Here is a 19,347-nt window from a genome sequence, read left to right as displayed (position 1 = left end):
CGCGCGACAGGCGTTCACCGCCACGTCCGCGTCGAAGTCGTTCAATATTCCGGGCACGAAGTGCGCGCAGGTGATTCTGACGAACCCCGACGACGTTCGCATGTGGGAGGACCGCTGCGAGTGGTCGGAGCATCAGACCGCCACGATCGGCGCGATCGCGTCCACGGCCGCCTACGAGGAGGGCGGACTGTGGTTCGACGAAGTGCTCAAGTACGTCACGCGCAACGCGGCGCTGGTCGACGAGCGCATGCGCCGGGACTTCCCCGGGGTCGGGTACGTCAAGCCGCAGGGCACGTACATCGCATGGCTTGATTTCAACGGTCTCGGCATCGCGGACCCGCCCGCGTACTTCCTTGAGCATGCGGGCGTGGCGCTGACCGACGGACGCGAGTGCGGCACCGTGGGTGCGGGCTGCGTGCGCATGAATTTCGCCATGCCGTATCCGCTGCTCGAACGCTGCCTCGACCAGATGCGCGACGCGCTCGTGGCGGACGGCCTGCTGCCGGCGGACGCGACGGACCCGGCCGCGATGGTTGCGACCGCGATGGACGGCGGACTGACCCGGGCCGATATGCGCGACGCCGCGTGACATTGGCCGCGTGCCCGCTCCCTCTATGCGCGGGACATTGGCGCTATAAGGTTCGGGTTGCTGGTGCCGATGTCACGGCAATCACCCGTTTTGCGTGACATCGGTACCAGCAGTCCCGACAAACTGGCGTCAATGTCACGCCAATCGCCTGTTTTGCGCGGCATTGGTGCCAGTATCCTGAGCGGACTGGCGTCAATGTCACGCAAATGCCCGCGAATGTCGGTACATACCCGAAGCCACTAACGACGGGTGGATTCGCGCTCGACGAGCTCCCATGCGGCTGTGAGCCGCTGCGGGGAGTCGGGGAAGGCAAGATCACCGTCGGAGGCGGTATCGGCCGACGGGTCGGAGCCGGTGCCGCCGACGTTCGCGTTGACGCGGTCAAGCAGCAGATCGATCGCCTTGCGGGCCAGATCGTCAAGGTCGGTGCGAATGGTGGTCAGCGACGGGACCGCGTATTCGCTTTCGGTGACGCCATCGAAGCCGACGAGCGCGATGTCGTCGGGCACGCGCACGCCGCGGTCGGCAAGGCCACGCATGAAGCTGATCGCGATGGTGTCGGTCAAGCAGAACACGCCGTCCGCGTCGCGGTAGTCGTCGGAGTCGAGCAAGCGGTAGGCGGCCTCGCGCGAGGGGATCGGATCCCAGTGCCGCAGCGGCAGGAAGTTGCGCGAGCTCACGTCGACGCCTGCCTCCTCGAATGCGCGCAGGCAACCGGTCATGCGCCGGCCGACCACACTGGAGGCCATCTTGTCGTCAAGCAGCATGTCGTAGGACGGACCGACCACCACAATGTGCTTGCAACCAATGTCGATCAGATGGTGCACGGCCGCGGCGGAACCGTCCTCGCAGGCGGTGTTCACCGAATCGAAGACCGGGTCGGGGGAAATGTCGTCGAGCAGCACCATCGGCTTGCCGTGCGAGAGCGCGCGCAGTTCCTCGTCGGAGACCTGCCCGGGGCTGAAGATCATGCCGTCGCACAGCTGGCTGGTGACCTTCTGCAGGATCATGATCTCGTCGTCCTTGGAGCCGGACGTCTGCTGCACGATCGGCTGGTAGCCGCGACGCGCGATTTCGCGCGACACGGCCGCACTCATTTCGGAAGGATACGGGCGATCGAGTTCGTAGATCGCCACGCCGATGATGCCGCTGCGTCCGGAGCGCAGGGACCGTGCCGATATGTTCGCGTTGTAATGGAGTTTTTGCGCGGCCTGACGGATTTTCTCCGCCGTGGCCGCGGCGATGCGCGGATCGCCGCGCAGCGCGTAGGAGACCGTCGCTCTGGAAACACCCGCCGCCTTGGCGACGTCGCTCATTGTGACCATAACATCCTTCCGACAACGAGCTTGCGATAGGCACTACTTTACATGCCCGATTGGTTAAATCGTGTCAATGCTCGTGTCAACGCGCACAATGCGGACATGCCCGGCCGGCGGACCGCCGATTCAACGACATTCCGCCCGGCCAACGGCGAACGATCGCACCGTTCTCGGCCGGTTCACCGCGCACCGCCCGCACCTCGCCAGAACCACAGCCGAAACCCCGCCGGAAATCCGACCGGCAGACCTGCAGACCGGCAGACCGGCATCCTGAACCGGGTTCAGCCGAGCAGGGCGAGCAGATCCTCCTTGGTGAGCGAGGCGACGGACGAGCCGGTCGCGGTGGCCGCAGCGTCCACAAACCGGCTGGCCAAGTCGGTTTTGGCCTTTTGCAGGTTGATGATGCGCTCCTCGATCGTGTCCTTGGCGACGATCTGGTACACGTTCACGTCCTGCGTCTGTCCGATGCGGTGCGCGCGGTCGGTGGCCTGGTTCTGCGCGGCCGCGTTCCACCACGGGTCGGCGTGCACGACCACGCACGCGCCGGTCAGGTTCAGGCCGGTGTTGCCGGCCTTGAGCGAGATGAGGAACACGGGGGTGTCGTCCTGATTGAACCGGTCGACCAGTTCGACGCGTTGCTTCTTGGGCGTGGCGCCGGTGATCATGTCGTATTCGACGCCGGCCGCGTGCAGCCGTTCGGCGATGAGGTCGAGGTAGCTGGTGAACTGCGAGAAGATGAGCATCTTCTTGCCTGCGTCGCGGCACGAATCGACGAGTTCGGTGATCGCGTCGAGCTTGGCCGACGTGACCTTCTTCGACGGGCGGCCCGGTTTGCGCGCGGGTCCGGCGCCCTGCGCGGGCGACGAAGGCAACGCCGACGGCACGGCCGCCGCAGAGGCCGCGGAAGCGGAAGCCTCGGACAAGGCACCCCCGACGCCGGAGCGCGCACGAGACTCGTCGTCGGAAGCCCCCGTGTTCTCGTAGATGAGCCGCGGATCGCAGCACACCTGCCGCAGTCGCGTCAGCTGCGCGAGGATCTGGATCTTGCCCGTGTTGAAGTCCTCGGGCTTCTGTTTGAGCACGACCGCGCGCAGCTGCTGCTCGAGCGCGGCGTACAGCTTGCGCTGTTCGCCTTCCAGTTGGACGGTGATCACGTTCTCGATCTTGTCGGGCAGATCCTTGAGCACCTGCGATTTGAGCCGGCGCAGGATGAACGGCCCGACGAACGCCTGCAGCTTGCCCTGCGCACGGCCGTCGCCGCTCAGGATCGGCATTTCGAACCGTTCGCGGAAGTGCGCGTACCTGCCGAGCATGCCGGGCATGAGGAAGTCAAAGATGCTCCACAATTCGCTCAGCCGGTTCTCGATCGGCGTGCCGGTAAGCGCGAACCGATGCCGCGCGCCGACCTGCCGCACGGCCTTGGACGCCTTGGTGGCCGCGTTCTTGATGTACTGCGCCTCGTCGAGCGCCATGCAGAAAAAGTCGATGCCCGCGTAGTCCTCGATGTCGCGCCGCAGCAGATCATATGACGTGACGAGCAGGTCGGGCATCACCGGAAGCGCCGCGTCGGCCGTGGCGTCCTCAACGCGCGCGTCCGTGGCCGGTGTGGTCGTCTCGGACGCACCGGCCACGGCCGTTCCCGTCGTCGCATCGGCGGCATCCGCACCGTCTGCCCCGTCGTGCGCCTGTACGAGCCGAATGCGGTCAAGCAGCGCGCGTCGGGACGCCTTGCCGCCGGCGACGGTTTCCACACGCAGATCGGGCGCGAATTTGGCCGCTTCGGCCGCCCAGTTGTACACAAGCGACGCCGGGCACACGATCAGGCTCGGCTGATGCGCCACCCGCGATTCGGCCTGCCGGGCGAGCAGGAACGAGAGCAGCTGCACGGACTTGCCGAGACCCATCTCGTCGGCGAGGATGCCGCCGAATCCCTTGTCGCACACCGCATTGAGCCAGCGGAATCCCTCGGCCTGATACGGTCGCAGCACATTCGCGAGCGCATCCGGCACACGGTATGTGGCCGGGTCGATCACGCGCAGGCCGTTCAGATAGGTGCGGAAACTGTCGTCCTTGCCCGCGTCGTCGACCTCGTGGTCGAGATAGTACGCCTCGTATGCGGGCACGTCGATCGCGCCCCGCTCGAAATCGGACGGTTTGATGCCGAGATCGGCGGACAGGTCGTCGACGGCGGTCGCGTCGACGTTGCGCAGGTCGACGAACGCGCCGTTGCCGAGCCGGTGGAACCGACGTTTCCTGCGATACGCCGCGAGCAGCGCGGGCACGTCGGCCGGGTCGATTTCGTCGGCGATCGGCGAGATGCGCACCAGATCGGATGCAACGGACAGCCCGAACCTGATGGTGGGCCGCGGCATGGCCGTCATGCCGTCGAACGCGGGGGTCGCGTACACGTCGCCGAGGCCGCGGAACACGGTGAGGCCTTCGGTGAGCAGCTTATAGATCGCCTCGTCGTCATCGTCGGGCAGCAGCGCGACGGGGCCTGCCGGGCGCGGGAAGTAGTGGAGCACTGCTTCGACGGCGAGCCGTTCCGTGTCCTTGTCGCGCCGCGCGTCGGCGGGAGTGCGGCCGATGCCGTCGAAGACGTGGAACATGTCGGTGCCGTAGTAGGCGCGCGCATCGCAGGAGATGCCATGCTGGTCGCGATCGAAGTAGAACGCGATGCGGCAGGGCACGCGCATGAGCCGACGCAGCGAGTCAGGCACGTCGACGGACAGCGCCGGTTCCGCGGACGGACCGGCTTCTTTCCCCTCGGCTGCATCGCTGTCGGGCTGGTCCTTGCCGGCACGAACGAGACCGGTGCCGCCATCGCCATGGGGCCCATCTTCGGGAACCCGCCCGTCGGCCTGCGTAGCCACACCGGCTGACCGATCCTCGGCCGTATGCCCGACGTCGGCGAGACCATCCGCGTTGGGCTGCGGGGATTCGGGCGCGACCAGATCGGGCAGCACGGTGCGCGCGAACAGGTCGGCGTCGGCCGCGTTGAGCATCATCGTCGACTGGTCGTTGCTGCCGCACAGCAGTTGCAGCAGTTCGCCGCGTTCGGCCATCGCGTCGCCGCAGCGGTAGATGACAGCCGGGCTCACGCCACCGTGCTCCCGCGCGAACATGGCGGTCTGCCGGCCGAGCGCGCGCGACTCGACGCTCACGTTCGCAAACGTCGCGTCGTCGGCTTCGATCACGGATCGCGGCAACGGCCGCACGATCATGTACGACGACGATTCGCCGGCGACGACCGCCTCCACGCACTGCGTGTGGCGGATCGCGTATCCGGTGATCTTCGGTTCGGCGTTTGCCTCGTCGGCGCCCGGCATGCCGGACAGCGTGCGTTGTCCGTTCACCGGCCGATCGGTCACCGGCACGACGGACAGTCCGGGATCCGGATCCCCGGCGACGACGCGGGTCGGCAGCGACGGCAGCATGAACCGTCCATCCGGTGCGTAGTCGATCGTGTCGTCGGCGCCGGCGTACAGATCGAACAGTTCGACGATCTCGTCGTCGGACAGCCGCAGTTCGGCATCGTCCGATTTGCGGCGATAGTACGAACGGTACGGATCGTCGCCGCCGACGCTGGCGCGAATGCGCACCGCCCTGCCGATCAGGTCGAGCACGCGGCGGGACCGTTCGTCGAACGCCTCGCGCGTATGCACGAACGCCAGCTTCTTGCCGTAAGAGACGAACTCGCGGCCGCGCACGGCCTGCAGCAGGCCGGCGATGTTCTTGACCACGTACGAGACGCCCGTCCCGTGCACGACGATGCGCAGGCGCACGTCCCAACCGTCGCCGTACGCTGCGGACACGCCCACACGCAGGCCGACGCTGTTCGGCGGCATGGTGCGGACGGCTTGCGCGCCGGCCGAGTTGCCGCCCGCCGTGCCGCCGGCGTCGGCGATCTTGCTGATTTCCTTGAGCAGGCCGAGCTGACGATCCTTGGAGGCTTGGGCGAGCGCGTCGTCGCGTTGGCGCATGAACAGGGCGAGCGGACGGGACGTGGCCGCCGACGCCTTGCGTTCGACCTCGTCCGCCGCGGAACCGGGAATGTTGCGGAACTCGTATGCGGCCTGGTTGTAGTGCATGATCAGCGCGATGACGTGCTTGCAGTATCCGCTGGTCGAACGGTCGAACGCGGGGCAGGTGCAGTGCGCTTTGACGACGTCGTGGGCGCGCGCGTCGATGTCGGCCCAGACGCGGTAGTCATCCTCCGACTCGTACGTGCTGGCGACGAGCGCGGCCAGTTCGATGCCCTGTGCGATCGGGGCGCTCGTGCATTCGTGCATGCGACCGGAGTCGATGACGTCCTGCGCGCGCCAGTAGGCGTTGCCGGCGAGATGCCGAAGCGTCTTGTCCGGGACGGCTTCGCTGAGGGAGCGCGAACCGCCGTAGGTGACGCCGGCGTCCTCGCCGTAGTCGTCGTAATCGTCGTAGCCGTACTCATCGTCGTCATCGTCGACGTCTCCCGTGCCGCGGCCGTCTCCGTACAGGCCGAGGAACTTCGCGATGTCCCGGTACGAGGGCCTGCCCTTGCGCGAACCAAAACCCATACTGGCCCCTTCCATGTCCGTTCTGTCCCGTGTGCTGTCGGCCACTGCCTTCCGACAGTAACACCTGTCTTTCATAACCGGACAAAAACAAAAGCCCCCTTCTTGAAAAGGGGGCTTGAGGAAAAGACGTCCAGCACTGTACCGGACTTAATGAAATAGGTTCTGACTACCCCTCAGTCACTTCGTGACAGCTCCCCTGACAAGGGGAGCCGAGAAAAAGGAATGAGGCAGATCAACCTGGCGTACTAGTCGCGATCGGCGATCGGACCCGGCCAAGCCGGCTCGTCTTCGGGCTCGCGGGCGGAGGCGATGGGCTCCTCCGGCCAGTGCTTGGCCGGGATGGTCTTGGGCTTGAACGGGAACTTTTCGGCGCGCATCTTCTCGTACGCGGCGATGTCGTCCTCATGCTGGAGCGTCAGGTCGATGTCGTCGTAGCCGTTCATCAGACGCCAGCGCACGTAGTCGTTGACCTCGAACGGCAACGTCACGTCGCCGCAGGTCACGGTGCGGTCCTCGAGCGAGACGGTCATCGTGCGGCCCGGCTCCTCCTCGAGCAGCTTCCACAGCAGCTCGACGGACTCCTGCGGCATGATCGCCGCCAGCACGCCGTTCTTCGCGGTGTTGCCGTAGAAGATGTCGGCGAAGCGCGGCGCGATGACCACGCGGAAACCGTAGTCATGCAGCGCCCACACGGCGTGCTCGCGCGAGGAGCCGATGCCGAAGTCCGGCCCGGCGACGAGAATCTGGCCCTTCGCATATTCGGGCTTGTTGAGCACGAAGTCCGGGTTGCGGCGCCATGCATAGAACAGCGCGTCGTCGAAGCCGGTCTTGGTGACGCGCTTCAGGAACACGGCCGGAATGATCTGGTCAGTGTCGACGTTGGAGCGGCGCAGCGGCACGCCCACGCCGGTCAAGGTGGTGAGTTTTTCCATACGTTTTCTCTTTCTGATGCCCTCTGTCACGAGGGCAGACAAGCTTGTTGCTCTTTCTCTCCCCCAGTCACCTGTCGGTGACAGCCCCCTCAACAGAGGGGGCCAAGGTGGGATGGGATGTGTTACAGGTCGGCCGGCGAGGAGATCGTGCCGCGGATGGCGGTGGCGGCGGCGACCTGCGGCGAGGCGAGGTGCGTGCGCGACCCCTTGCCCTGACGGCCCTCGAAGTTGCGGTTCGACGTCGAGATCGAACGCTCGTCGGGTACGAGCTTGTCGGGGTTCATGCCGAGGCACATCGAGCAGCCGGCGTTGCGCCATTCCGCGCCGAAGTCCTTGAAGATCTTGTCAAGTCCTTCCTTCTCGGCCTGCAGGCGCACGCGGGACGAGGCCGGCACGACGAGCACGCGGTGGATCGACTTGGCCTTGTGATGGCCCTTCATGATCGCCGCGGCCGCGCGCAGGTCGTCGATGCGACCGTTCGTGCACGAGCCGATGAACACGGTGTCGACCGGGATGCTCTTGATCGGCGTGCCCGGCTCGAGATCCATGTACTTGAGCGCGCGCTCGGCGGCGGCGCGCTTGGTCGCGTCCGCGATCTCGCTCGGCACCGGCACGTTCGCCGTGATCGGCAGACCCTGACCGGGGTTGGTGCCCCACGTCACGTAGGGTCCGAGCTTGGTCGCGTCAATGTCCACGACCTTGTCGAAGACGGCGTCGTCGTCGGTCTTGAGTGTCTTCCAGTACTCGACCGCGCGGTCCCACATCTCACCCTCCGGCGCGTGCGGACGGCCCTTGAGGTACTCGAACGTCGTCTCGTCGGGCGCGATCATGCCGGCGCGAGCGCCGGCCTCGATCGACATGTTGCAGATCGTCATGCGCTCGTCCATGCTCATCTTGCGGATCGCGTCGCCGCGGTACTCGATCACGTGGCCCTGGCCGCCGCCGGTGCCGATCTTCGCGATGATCGCGAGAATGACGTCCTTGGCGGTCGCGTCGGCCGGCAGCTCGCCGTTGACGTTGATCGCCATGGTCTTGAACGGCTTGAGCGACAGCGTCTGCGTCGCCATCACATGTTCGACCTCGGACGTGCCGATGCCGAACGCCAGCGCGCCGAACGCGCCGTGCGTCGAGGTGTGCGAGTCGCCGCACACGATCGTCATGCCCGGCTGCGTGAGGCCAAGGATCGGCGCGAACGCGTGCACGATGCCCTGATCGGCGTCGCCCAGCGGGTGCAGGCGCACGCCGAACTCCTTGCAGTTCTTCTCGAGCGTGCTCAGCTGCAGCGCGCTCGTCTTGTCCGGATTCGGTCGGTCGATGTCGACGGTCGGCGTGTTGTGATCCTCGGTGGCGATGAGCTGATCCACGTGACGCGGCTTGCGGCCGGCCAGTCGGAGGCCCTCGAACGCCTGCGGGCTGGTGACCTCGTGCATGAGCATCAGGTCGATGTACAGCAGATCGGGTGCGCCATCGCTGCCCTTGCGTACCAAATGATCGGCCCAGACCTTCTCGGCCAGTGTCGTTCCCATTCGGAATTCCTCCTAATTTTTTCCGCGAGGTCTTGTACTCTCGCGTCCTTCGTGGTATATAGCCTATGGTTCGAGCCCGGGGAAACGACCGGCAAGGCCGGTATATGAGATGCGTCACGGACACCGGCGCGCCCGAGCCGCACATCGACGACGTGAATTACAACACGAGCGAGGAATACGCGTTTTGCGTTTCACTATGTGAGATGGCATAATCGACCACTATGACTTCCTCCAATGCAGACAGCACCATGGCCGGCGAGCCGAACGAGCCGCTGAACGAGCCATTGCATGAGCCCAACGAGCCGGACGATCGCATGGACGGCGCCGCCGACACGACGGATGCGGACGCGAACGCAACAGACGCGTCCGACGCGACCGATGCGCCCGCAAACGACGGCGAAATCCACTCCGGCGTCGGCGTGCTCGACAAAACCGTAAAAATCCTCGACGCGCTCGAGTCCGGTCCGGCCACGCTCGGACAGCTCGTCGCCGCGACCGGACTGGCGCGCCCGACCGCGCACCGTCTCGCGATCGCGCTTGAACGTCATCGTTTCGTGCTGCGCGACCAGCACAGCCGCTTCGCGCTCGGCTCGCGCTTCGCCGAGCTCGCGGCCGCCGCCGGCGAGGACCGACTGCTCACCGCGGCCGGCCCGATCCTGCAGACGCTGCTTGACCGCACGGGCGAATCCGCGCAGATCTACCGCCGTCAGGGCGACCAGCGCGTGTGCATCGCCGCCGTGGAGCGCGCGTCCGGCCTGCGCGATTCGATTCCCGTCGGCGCGATGCTGTCGATGGAGGCCGGTTCCGCCGCGCAGATCCTGCTCGCGTGGGAGGATTCCGACCGCATGCACCAAGGCCTGCGCCACGCGAAGTTCAGCGCCGCCGCGCTGGCGGCCGTGCGCAAGCGCGGCTGGAGCGAATCGGTGAACGAACGCGAGGAGGGCGTGTGCTCGATCTCCGCGCCGATCCGCAACGCGTCCGGCCAGGTGATCGCCGCGATCTCGATTTCCGGCCCGTCCGGCCGCATGGGCAACGCGCCCGGCCGCCGCTACGCGCCGCTGGTGATGGCCGCCGGCAAGTACCTCACCGACGCGCTCATCAAGGCATCGTCCGGGCGCTGAGCTTCACCGCGGACCGGCGATAACCCGTTGACTGCAAATACGCAAGAAGCCCCCTCACATCGAGGGGGCTTCTTGCGTATGAGATCAGCGTTCCGACGAACAATCCAGTGGACTGTTCGCAGCCGGAGCGCCGTCAGTCACGACGCGCTGGGCACAGCACGCTGACGGAAGTCAGCGTTCCGATCTATTGACGGCGGAAATGATCGCCTTGAGCGAGCTGGTGATGATCGAGGAGTCGATACCGACGCCCCAGATGATCTGGCTCTCCGCGTCCTCGCCGACCTGTGCCTCGACGTACGAGGCGGCCATCGCGTCGGTGCCGACGGACATCGTGTGCTCGACGTAGTCCATCACCGACACTTCGATGCCGAGGTTCGAGATCGCGTTGATGAACGCGGCGATCGGGCCGTTGCCGATACCGCTCAGCTCGCGCACGACCGGCTCGCCGGCGTTGGACGCGCCCACGCCGCGGTCGAGCAGCTTCGCCTTGAGCACGGTGTCCGAACCGTCCTCGCCGGAGGAGACCGACACCTTGAGCAGCTTCAGACGGCCCCACTGCTCGAGGCTCTCGTCGCGGTGATCGCCCACGACCGCGCCGGCCGCCGTCGCGCCCGACTCCTCGACCGGCAGGTACTCGTCCTTGAACAGGCGCCAAATGTCCTCGTCCTTGACTTCCTTCTTGGTCTCGTCCGCGTACTTCTGCACGATCTTGTCGAACTCCACCTGCAGGCGCTTCGGCAGGTCGAGGTTGTGGTTCGTCTTGAGCAGGTAGGCCATGCCGCCCTTGCCGGACTGCGAGTTGACGCGGATGATCGCCTCGTACGTGCGGCCGATGTCCTTCGGGTCGATCGGCAGGTACGGCACGAGCCACACGAAGCTGTCGAGATCGGCGCCGGCGCGGTCCGCGGCCACCTGACGGGCCTCGAGGCCCTTCTTGATGGCGTCCTGATGCGAGCCGGAGAACGCGGTGAACACGAAGTTGCCCGCGTACGGGTGACGCTCGGAGATCTTGATCTGGTTGCAGTACTCGACCGTCTTGCGGATCTCCGGCACGTTCGAGTAGTCGATCTGCGGGTCGATGCCCTGCGTGAGCAGGTTCAGGCCGAGCGTGACGAGGTCGACGTTGCCGGTGCGCTCGCCGTTGCCGAGCAGGCAGCCCTCGACGCGGTCCGCGCCGGCCAGCACCGCGAGCTCGGTGGCGGCCACGCCCATGCCCTCGTCGTTGTGCGGGTGGAGGGACAGCACGATCGAATCGCGGTCGTTGAGGTTGTTGGAGACGTACTCGACCTCGTCGGCGAAGACGTTCGGCGTGGTCATTTCCACGGTCGCCGGCAGGTTGATGATCATCTTGTGCTCGGGGGTCGGCTTGATGACGTCGATCACCGCGTTGCACACCTCGACCGCGTACTCCGGCTCGGTGCCGGTGAACGATTCGGGGCTGTACTCGTAGTACAGGTCGATGCCCTTGGCCTCGCCCTCGAGATGCTTGCACAGTTCGGCCGCGTCGATGGCGAGCTGCTTGATCTCTTCCTTGTTCTTGCGGAAGACGACCTCGCGCTGCAGCACGGACACGGAGTTGTAGAAGTGCACGACCGCGCGCTTGGCGCCCTTGAGGGCCTCGTACGTGCGGCGGATGAGGTGCTCGCGGCACTGCGTGAGCACGACGATGGTCACGTCGTCCGGGATCAGCTCGCGTTCGATGAGCATGCGGATGAAGTCGAAGTCCGTTTCGGACGCGGACGGGAAGCCGACTTCGATCTCCTTGAAGCCCATGGAGACGAGCAGGTTCCAGAAGCGCAGCTTGCGCTCGGAGTCCATCGGGTTAACGAGCGCCTGGTTGCCGTCGCGCAGGTCAACCGAGCACCAGCGCGGGGCGCGCTCGAGACGCTTGCCCGGCCACGTGCGCTGCGGGTAGTCGAACGGCACCTGCTTGTCGTAGGCGACGTACTTGTTGTACGGCATCTTGCTCGGCTTCTGCGGGTCGCCGATGAATCGCGCCGGAGGCAGCAGCGGGTCGTTGTTCCCTCCGTTGGACGCTGCGGCGACCGCCGCAAGATCAAATACCGATGATTGATCCTGACCCATCACTCCTCCTTTTCTTGGAATTGCGCCGGTGGTTCAGCCCGGCCGTATCGTTTACGCGTACGTAACATGTACAACCTTCCATCATACCGGCCCGACACCGGCAAATCGCCGTAATTCCGGCATTTGGAGCATACGGACAGCAACACGGGCGGATACGGAAGCGATCGGCGGGCGGCGCGAATCATACGCAACATGAACCGAACGCAACGCAAACGTGAGGCTTCCGCGCGGATCGCACGCATCGTCCGGCGCAGGCCGCCGCGGCACGGTTCAATGGGACGCATGACACGCTCCCCCAAAACCCAGCAGTCGCCGGCCGCGCACACCCCGCTGCGATTCCGCCGCGACGGCAGCTTCCGCATCCTGCAAATGGCCGACATCCAGGACGGCCCGAACGTCAAGCCCGACACGATCCGCATGATCGAGGCCGCGATCAAGGCCGCCGATCCGGACCTCATCGTCTTCACCGGCGACCAGATCCGCGGCTACGACCCCGCCTACATCGACACGTTCCTGCGCCGCCGCGGCGAAAACCCGGGCGCGAAGGTGCGTCTGGTCACCGAAGTCGAGGCGAAGCTGCAGGGCGTCAAGCGACGCATCGCCGCCCGGCGCAACCCCGACCTGCCGCCGTCCGAGGACGTCGTCACGCTCGACGACCTGCTCGACGACACCCGGCAGAAGGTGCGCGACACGTTCAGCGCGTTCCTCTCCCCCGCGATCAAGGCCGGCGTGCCGTTCGCCGCGACGTACGGCAACCACGACTTCCAGTGCGGCATCCTCGCCGACGAACAGGACGACATCTACCGCGAGTATCCGGGCTGCATGAACCCGAAGCCGGGCGCGAGCGAGCTCGCCATCGAGCCGGGGACGTTCGCGCTGCCGGTCGAATCGTCCGACGGCTCCGGCCGCGTCGCGATGAGCGTGACGCTGATCAACTCCGGCGACTACGCGGGCAAGCCGGAGGAAAACGACGCGCAGTACCCGCGCTACGTCGCCAATTCGCGCGGGCTCGATCTGGCCGACTCCGACGGCTACGGCACGCCGAGCGACGAGGCGGTCGCGTGGCTGGGTGACGTGCAGCGCGAGTTGGCGGAGCGCAACGGCGACGGCAAGCCGGTGCCGACGATCGCCTTCCAGCACATCCCGCCGCAGGAGTTCTACGACTGCCTCAAGGAAGTGCCCGCGTGGACGCCGAACGCGGTGGAGGGCGCGCGCAACTACGCGGGCCACTGCTACGTGCTCAACCACGAGGTGTGCCGGCCGGGTTCGCGGCTCGGCGAGGCGATCGGCTGCGCGGACGAGAACGTGGGCGAAGTGGACGCGATGCGTCGCGCGGGCGGCTATTTCGCGCTGTTCTGCGGCCACGACCACAAGAATTCGTTCGTCGGGCACGTCGACGGCATCGATCTCGGCTATGCGCCGACCTGCGGCTTCGAATGCTACGGCCCGAAGTCGCGCTACCGCGGCGTGCGCCTGTTCGAATTCCGCGAGGACGATCCGCAGCTGTACGTGACGCGCATGCTCACGTGGGGCGAGCTGGTCGGCCGTTATTCGGGCAACGAACTGCGCGTGTTCTTCGAGGACCATTGCGTGACCGGCGCAGTGAGCCTGCGCAACGAGCTGCGCCGGCCGCAGGTGTTCGCCGGCGTCGCGATCGGCACGACGGCCGCGTTCGCGGCGATCGTGCGCGCCGCGCTGCGGGCCGGCAAGAGTCGCGGCATATCGTCGGCGCGCCGACGGTAACGGCGACCGACGAGACAACGATAAACGGCGACCGGCGACGATCATGGCGACCGACCGGGCATGGAAGCTGCGCGGCAATACGGGCCGCGCGGCTTCCATGCATGTCATGGTACGATAGTAGTTGTCAGATGTCTGATCAATCAGCGCAGAGTCGTCAACGCCTGACCGGCACACGCCCGCAGGGCGGACGGCGCTTCGCCGCGGCCAGCACCGGACAACACCTCCCCGATGGAACCCGGCAGAATCTTCCGCCGGCCCAAAATGTATCACAATAGGCGCAAGACCTGGTCGTGCGTTGTGTTTGCGCACTATTGTGGTTCATACAAGCCCGCCGAGGGGAACGGCGGCAATCAGTGCAACAACAACGTCGTACCCCCGCAAGGGCGAACAAGACAAGGAGCGCATCATGAGCAACCCATCCGGTTCGGCCGCACTCAAAACGCCGGACCAGACCGGGAACCGCACCCAGACACCGGGCGACGAAGTCTTGGGCGACTACACCCAGCAGGAACTGGCGATGCTGGCCCGCCTCTCGTTGCAGCACGCGCCCACCGTCTCCGCGCGCAGCCGCTGCGACGAGACGATGGACGCCATCAAGTCCTATATCCTGCACGAACACCTGCAGCCCGGCGACGTGCTGCCGACCGAAGCGCAGCTGTGCGACACGATCGGAGCCTCCCGATCCTCGGTGCGCGAGGCCGTGCGCAAGCTCGAGGCGCTGAACATCGTCAAGGTGGAGCACGGCAAGGGCACGTTCGTCGGGTCGCTGTCCCTGGACCCGATGGTGGAGACGCTCGCCTTCCGTTCCATGGTGTCCGTGGGCAAGAACTTCGCCGACCTGCAGGACGTGGTCCAGCTGCGCCGGTTCCTGGACCTCGGCTGCGCCGACGAGGTGGTGGCCTCCCTGGCGAACAGCGAGCAGCCCCATCTCATGGAGCTCGCCGATTCCATGACCGCCACCGCGAAAGACGGCAAAACCTTCCTCGCGCTGGACATCGACTTCCACATGGGCATTCTCGACTCGATCGGCAACACCATCGTCAAGCAGATGGTCCGGTCCCTCTGGCTGGTCCACATGGCGGTGCTCCCCCAACTCGGGCTGCCGGTGTCCAGCGAGCTCGACCGCACCGCATCGGCCCACCGCCGCATGCTCGACGCCGCGCTGGCCGGCGACGTCGAGGCGTATCGCCAGGCCGTCGTCGACCACTACGAGCCCATCGAATCCATCCTTCGGCAGCGCATCGAGGACGGCGACGAGTAATCCTCCCGCTATCCTCCCGCTCGCTTCCACCGCTTTCATTCCTCTTCATTCCGCGTCCGACGCGCATCCCGTACGCGTCACAAGGCGGGGTCGGCTCCGGACATTTCCGGAACCGACCCCGCCTTTGCATTGGAGGAGAACAGAAAAGGAAGGAAACGAATACCGGCCGCCGAGCCGTCAATCCGGTCGGCGCCAGCGGTTTGGACTCAGTCGATTACGGTGGAGGCGCTCACCTCCTCGGCGGTGCGCACCGGTTCCAGGCCGCATTCACGCAGCACGCCGGCCACGGCCTCCACGTTCGCGCCCGTCAGCGCGCGCACCGGATTGGGCATCTGGTTGGTCTCGAACACGCCGAGCAGTGCCATGGCGGTCTTGAACGCGCCCACGCCGGCGCCGAAGCCGGAGACGCCGGAGGTGACGTTCACGATGTTCATCAGCGCGGCGAGCTTGTCCTGCTCGGCGCGCACGGTGGCCCAGTCGCCGGCCTCATAGGCCCGCCACATGCGCACGTAGCCGGTGCACTCCACATTGCCCAAGCCCGGCACGCTGCCGTCGGCGCCGGCCATGTACGCGCCGTCCACGACGACCTCCTGACCGGTGAGCAGCACCAGCGGATGGCCGGCCTTGCGGTTGGCGTCGCACAGGAAGCGGAAGGAGATGTCGTCGTTGGAGGAGTCCTTGACACCGGCGAGCACGCCGTCGAGGCCGAGGCGGATGAGCAGGTCGCCGGGCAGCTTGACGTGCACGCATACGGGGATGTCGTAGGCGAACAGCGGCAGGTCCACGGCCTCGTGGATGAGGCGGAAGTGGTGCTCGATTTCGGGCAGGCCGCCGAGCGCGTAGAACGGCGCGGTGGCCACGATGGCGTCGGCGCCGAGTTCGGCGGCCACCTTGGCGTGTTCGATGACGCGCTCGGTCTCGGTGTCGATGCAGCCGACGAGCACCGGCACGCGGCCGGCGGTGAACTCGATGGCGGCCTCGATGATCTCGCGGCGACGGGCGTCGGTGCTGAAGGCCACCTCACCGGAGGAGCCGAGGAAGAACAGGCCGTTGACGCCCGCATCGACCAAACGGTCGATGGAGCGCTTGAAGCTGGCGCGGTCGAGCTGGCGGTCGGCGGTCAGCGGGGTCACGACCGGGGGAATCACGCCGCGGAAAGTGGTGTTCATGATGGTTTCCTTGTGTTTGGTATGTTCGTTTCGTCGGTGAGGGACGTTATGAGGGACGTCGGGTTGGATTCGGGGATGGAGCATTGGGTTCGGACGTCCGGGTGCCGCACGGACGCCGCCGGCGACGCTCAGATGCACTCCTCCGGCGTCGGATGCAGCAGCGACGGCGCCGCGCCCAACAGCAGTTTCGTGTAGTCGTCCTGCGGGTTGTTCAGCACATCCCGGGCCAAACCGTGCTCGACGATGGTGCCGTGGTTCATCACGACGATTTCGTCCGAGACGTAGCGGACGGTCTGGATGTCGTGGCTGATGAACACCATCGACAGTCCGAGCGACTTCTTCAGGTCGGACAGCAGATTGAGAATCTGCGCGCGCACAGACACGTCCAGCGCGGAGGTCGGCTCGTCGGCAATGATCGCGTCCGGGTTGAGCGAGAGCGCGCGGGCGATGGCCACGCGCTGCCGCTGGCCGCCGGAGAGCTGCCCCGGCAGCGCGTTGAGCGCGGACTTCGGCAGGCCGACCATGTCGATGAGCTCGTAGGCACGCTTGCGGCGGGCCGCAGGATCGCCGAGCTTGTGCACCACGAGCGGGTCCATGAGCTGGTCCTGCACGCTCATGCGGGCGTTGAGCGCGGTGGCCGGATCCTGGAAGACCACGGAGACCACGCGGCCGATGTCCATGCGCTCCTTGGCGGTGCGCTTGGTCACGTCCTGCCCCTTGAAGAACACGTGGCCGCCGGTGACGGACTGCAGGCCGCACATCACGTTGGCCGTGGTGGACTTGCCGCAGCCGGACTCGCCCACGATGCCGATCGTGCGTCCGGGCATGAGCTTGAGGTTCACCTTGTTGACCGCCGTCACCTTTTTGGGATGGAACAGCGTGCCGGCGCGCGTGGTGAACACGACTTCGGCGTCTCGCAGCTCGATGATCGGGGTCGCGCTGCCGTTGGCGTTGCTGGTGGTTGTGCTGCTCATCGCTGTGCTCCCTTCAGGGCTTCCGCAGCCTCCCGGGCGGCCACTTCCGGAGTCGGTGCGAACCAGTCGTAGGTGAATGCGGGCGCCGGCGCGGGCTCCGGGTCGTCCGGCAGACAGGCCACCATGTGCTGGGTGCCGGGCACGCGCTTCATGACCGGGTGGACGTCGAGTCCGCGGTCCGGGTGCGAGGAGCGCGGCGCGAACCGGTCGCCCTTGGGGAAGTCGGCCGGTGAGGGCACGGTGCCGGGCACCTGATGGAGGCGTCCCTGTCCGGCCTCGATGGAGGTCACGGAGCCGAGCAGGCCGCGCGTGTACTCGTGACGGGGATCGGTGAGGATCTCCTTGGTGGATGCCTGTTCGACGACCTGACCGGCGTACATGACGGTCACCGAGTGGGCGACCTTGGCCACGAGCGCCAGATCATGGCTGACGAAGATCATCGCGAAGCCGAGCTTCTCGCGCAGCTCGTTGAGCAGGTCGATGACCTGCTTCTGCACGGTCACGTCGAGCGCGGTGGTCGGCTCGTCGGCGATGATGAGCTTCGGGTCGCGGGTCAAGGCCATGGCGATGAGCACGCGCTGGCGCTGGCCGCCGGACAGTTCGTGCGGATAGGACTCCAGCGTGCGCTTCGGGTCGAGGCCCACCAGTTCGAGCAGCTCCTCGGCGGTGCGGGTGCCACCGCGCTTGGTCAACTGCTTCATCTGCGCCTTGATGAGCATGGACGGGTTGAGGCTGGAGAGCGCGTCCTGATAGATCATGGCGATCTCGTGTCCGCGCAGGGCGTTGTGCTCCTTGGGACTCATGCCCACGAGGTTCTTGCCGTCGAACAGGATCTCGCCACTGATCTCGGCGCGCGGGTCGAGCAGGCCCATGATGGCCAGCGAGGTGATGGACTTGCCGCAGCCGGACTCGCCCACCAAGCCCATGGTCTGCCCGGCGCGCACGGCGAAGGACAGGTGGTCGACCACGTTCACGTCGCCGTGGCGCGGGAACTTGATGCACAGGTCGCGCACTTCGATGACCGGCTTGGCTTGGGACAGCGGGATGAAGCGGTCCTTGCGCTTGAGCTCGGCCTCGCGCAGCTGCGCGAGACGCCGGTCGAGGCTTTCCTTCTGGGCGGCGTAGGCGGCCACCGGGTCCACGAGCAGGCGGTCCTCCTTGCGGCTGAGCTCCCTGCCCTCCTCGCTCTGCTGGATGGGGGCGGTGGGCGCGGCCACCATGGCGTCGGTGATGCCCTCGGACAGGATGTTCAGGCACAGCACGGTGATCATGATCGCCAGGCCCGGGAACATGGCCTGCCACCAGTAGCCGTAGAGCACGCCGGCCTTGGCGGAGGACAGGATGTTGCCCCAGGTCGGGGTCGGCTCGGGGATGCCCGCGTTGATGAACGACAGGGACGCCTCGAACACGATCGCGTCGGCCACGGACAGCGTGGTGAAGACCATGACGGGGGCCGCGATGTTGCGCGTGACGTGCTTGACCAGGATCCACGGCGCGCGTGCGCCGGAGACGATCACCGCGCGCACGTAGTCCTTGCCGTATTCGCTGATGATGTTGGCGCGCACGATGCGGGCCACCTGCGGCACGTACAGCACGCCGATGGAGATGATGATGCCGATCATCGACTGTCCGAGGATGGAGACGAACACGGCGGCGAGCGCGATGGTCGGCACGGACATGACCACGTCGATCAGTCGCATGATGATTTCGGACACCCAGGTGCGCGAGACCGCGGCCACGGCGCCGATGACGGAGCCGACGACGAGGGCGAACGCGATGGAGCTCAGGCCGATGACCAGCGAGTACCGTGCGCCGTAGATGACGCGGGAGAAGACGTCGCGGCCGAGGTTGTCGGTGCCGAACCAGTGGTCGGCGGTGGGCGCCTGATAGCTGAGGGTGATTTCGGTGGGGTTGTGCGGGGTCACGACGGACGCGAAGATCGCGGCCAGCGCGAGCAGCGCGATGACGATGACGGAGATGCGCGTGCCGATGCTCATGCTCGACCAGCGCTTGACCCTGACCTTGGTGTTGGGCTTGCTGAATTCGCGGGTTGCGTTGTTGCTTCCGAGCAT

11 protein-coding genes and 2 pseudogenes are annotated in these 19,347 nt (G+C 66.3%); 4 read left to right on the top strand and 9 right to left on the bottom strand.

Annotated features, from left to right (window positions below; translation table 11 throughout):
- Window positions 1-502, top strand: a pseudogene (locus KIH79_RS09050) (aminotransferase class I/II-fold pyridoxal phosphate-dependent enzyme); the annotation flags it as partial.
- Window positions 503-828: 326 nt separating this feature from the next.
- Here KIH79_RS09050 and KIH79_RS09045 read toward each other — a convergent pair.
- From KIH79_RS09045 to leuC, 5 genes and pseudogenes are all read right to left on the bottom strand, one after another.
- Entirely contained in the window at window positions 829-1,725 is an 897-nt protein-coding gene (locus KIH79_RS09045; protein ID WP_338023139.1) for a LacI family DNA-binding transcriptional regulator, read from the bottom strand.
- Between the two features lie 57 nt (window positions 1,726-1,782).
- Window positions 1,783-1,920, bottom strand: a pseudogene (locus KIH79_RS13130) (LacI family DNA-binding transcriptional regulator); the annotation flags it as partial.
- Between the two features lie 269 nt (window positions 1,921-2,189).
- Entirely contained in the window at window positions 2,190-6,464 is a 4,275-nt protein-coding gene (locus tag KIH79_RS09040) for a DEAD/DEAH box helicase (RefSeq protein WP_420829371.1), read from the bottom strand.
- Between the two features lie 245 nt (window positions 6,465-6,709).
- Entirely contained in the window at window positions 6,710-7,396 is a 687-nt protein-coding gene (gene leuD, locus KIH79_RS09035; protein WP_219059088.1) for a 3-isopropylmalate dehydratase small subunit, read from the bottom strand.
- 122 nt (window positions 7,397-7,518) lie between these two features.
- On the bottom strand, window positions 7,519-8,922 hold the full coding sequence (gene leuC / locus KIH79_RS09030; protein WP_219059087.1) for a 3-isopropylmalate dehydratase large subunit: 1,404 nt from the start codon (window positions 8,920-8,922) through the stop codon (window positions 7,519-7,521).
- 314 nt (window positions 8,923-9,236) lie between these two features.
- Here leuC and KIH79_RS09025 point away from each other — a divergent pair, with 314 nt between their 5' ends.
- Window positions 9,237-10,043 (top strand): IclR family transcriptional regulator, encoded by an 807-nt coding sequence (locus KIH79_RS09025; RefSeq protein WP_420829373.1) that lies wholly within the window; start codon window positions 9,237-9,239, stop codon window positions 10,041-10,043.
- 171 nt (window positions 10,044-10,214) lie between these two features.
- Here the strand turns inward: KIH79_RS09025 and leuA are convergent, their stop codons facing one another.
- Complete coding sequence (gene leuA, locus KIH79_RS09020) at window positions 10,215-12,128, bottom strand: 2-isopropylmalate synthase (RefSeq protein WP_219059086.1); 1,914 nt, start codon at window positions 12,126-12,128, stop codon at window positions 10,215-10,217.
- A 282-nt stretch (window positions 12,129-12,410) separates the two neighbouring features.
- On the opposite strand from leuA, the gene KIH79_RS09015 reads away from it, so the two are divergent.
- Window positions 12,411-13,871, top strand: coding sequence for a metallophosphoesterase family protein (locus tag KIH79_RS09015; protein WP_219059085.1), 1,461 nt, complete (start codon window positions 12,411-12,413; stop codon window positions 13,869-13,871).
- Between the two features lie 406 nt (window positions 13,872-14,277).
- Window positions 14,278-15,132, top strand: coding sequence for a FadR/GntR family transcriptional regulator (locus KIH79_RS09010; RefSeq protein ID WP_219059084.1), 855 nt, complete (start codon window positions 14,278-14,280; stop codon window positions 15,130-15,132).
- A 206-nt stretch (window positions 15,133-15,338) separates the two neighbouring features.
- On the opposite strand, the gene KIH79_RS09005 is transcribed toward KIH79_RS09010, so the two are convergent.
- From KIH79_RS09005 to KIH79_RS08995, 3 genes are all read right to left on the bottom strand, one after another.
- Window positions 15,339-16,301, bottom strand: a complete 963-nt coding sequence (locus tag KIH79_RS09005; RefSeq protein WP_219059083.1) for a dihydrodipicolinate synthase family protein — start codon at window positions 16,299-16,301, stop codon at window positions 15,339-15,341.
- Between the two features lie 128 nt (window positions 16,302-16,429).
- Window positions 16,430-17,275 (bottom strand): ABC transporter ATP-binding protein, encoded by an 846-nt coding sequence (locus KIH79_RS09000; protein ID WP_033495661.1) that lies wholly within the window; start codon window positions 17,273-17,275, stop codon window positions 16,430-16,432.
- Window positions 17,272-19,347, bottom strand: a complete 2,076-nt coding sequence (locus tag KIH79_RS08995; protein ID WP_219059082.1) for a dipeptide/oligopeptide/nickel ABC transporter permease/ATP-binding protein — start codon at window positions 19,345-19,347, stop codon at window positions 17,272-17,274. The genes KIH79_RS09000 and KIH79_RS08995 overlap by 4 nt, the downstream gene beginning before the upstream one ends.

The organism is Bifidobacterium miconis (assembly GCF_019331735.1).
GTDB lineage: Bacteria > Actinomycetota > Actinomycetes > Actinomycetales > Bifidobacteriaceae > Bifidobacterium > Bifidobacterium miconis.
Note: the sequence above shows the minus strand (reverse complement) of the source record. Positions and strands in the feature narration are given on the sequence as shown.

Excerpts from the sequence above, each read along its gene's own strand:
- leuD (WP_219059088.1), bottom strand. The coding sequence starts at position 7,396 with ATGGAAAAACTCACCACCTTGACCGGCGTGGGCGTGCCGCTGCGCCGC.
- KIH79_RS09005 (WP_219059083.1), bottom strand. The coding sequence starts at position 16,301 with ATGAACACCACTTTCCGCGGCGTGATTCCCCCGGTCGTGACCCCGCTG.
- leuA (WP_219059086.1), bottom strand. The coding sequence starts at position 12,128 with ATGGGTCAGGATCAATCATCGGTATTTGATCTTGCGGCGGTCGCCGCA.
- KIH79_RS09040 (WP_420829371.1), bottom strand. The coding sequence starts at position 6,464 with ATGGGTTTTGGTTCGCGCAAGGGCAGGCCCTCGTACCGGGACATCGCG.
- KIH79_RS08995 (WP_219059082.1), bottom strand. The coding sequence starts at position 19,347 with ATGCTCGGAAGCAACAACGCAACCCGCGAATTCAGCAAGCCCAACACC.
- KIH79_RS09010 (WP_219059084.1), top strand. The coding sequence starts at position 14,278 with ATGAGCAACCCATCCGGTTCGGCCGCACTCAAAACGCCGGACCAGACC.
- KIH79_RS09025 (WP_420829373.1), top strand. The coding sequence starts at position 9,237 with ATGGACGGCGCCGCCGACACGACGGATGCGGACGCGAACGCAACAGAC.
- KIH79_RS09000 (WP_033495661.1), bottom strand. The coding sequence starts at position 17,275 with ATGAGCAGCACAACCACCAGCAACGCCAACGGCAGCGCGACCCCGATC.
- KIH79_RS09015 (WP_219059085.1), top strand. The coding sequence starts at position 12,411 with ATGACACGCTCCCCCAAAACCCAGCAGTCGCCGGCCGCGCACACCCCG.
- leuC (WP_219059087.1), bottom strand. The coding sequence starts at position 8,922 with ATGGGAACGACACTGGCCGAGAAGGTCTGGGCCGATCATTTGGTACGC.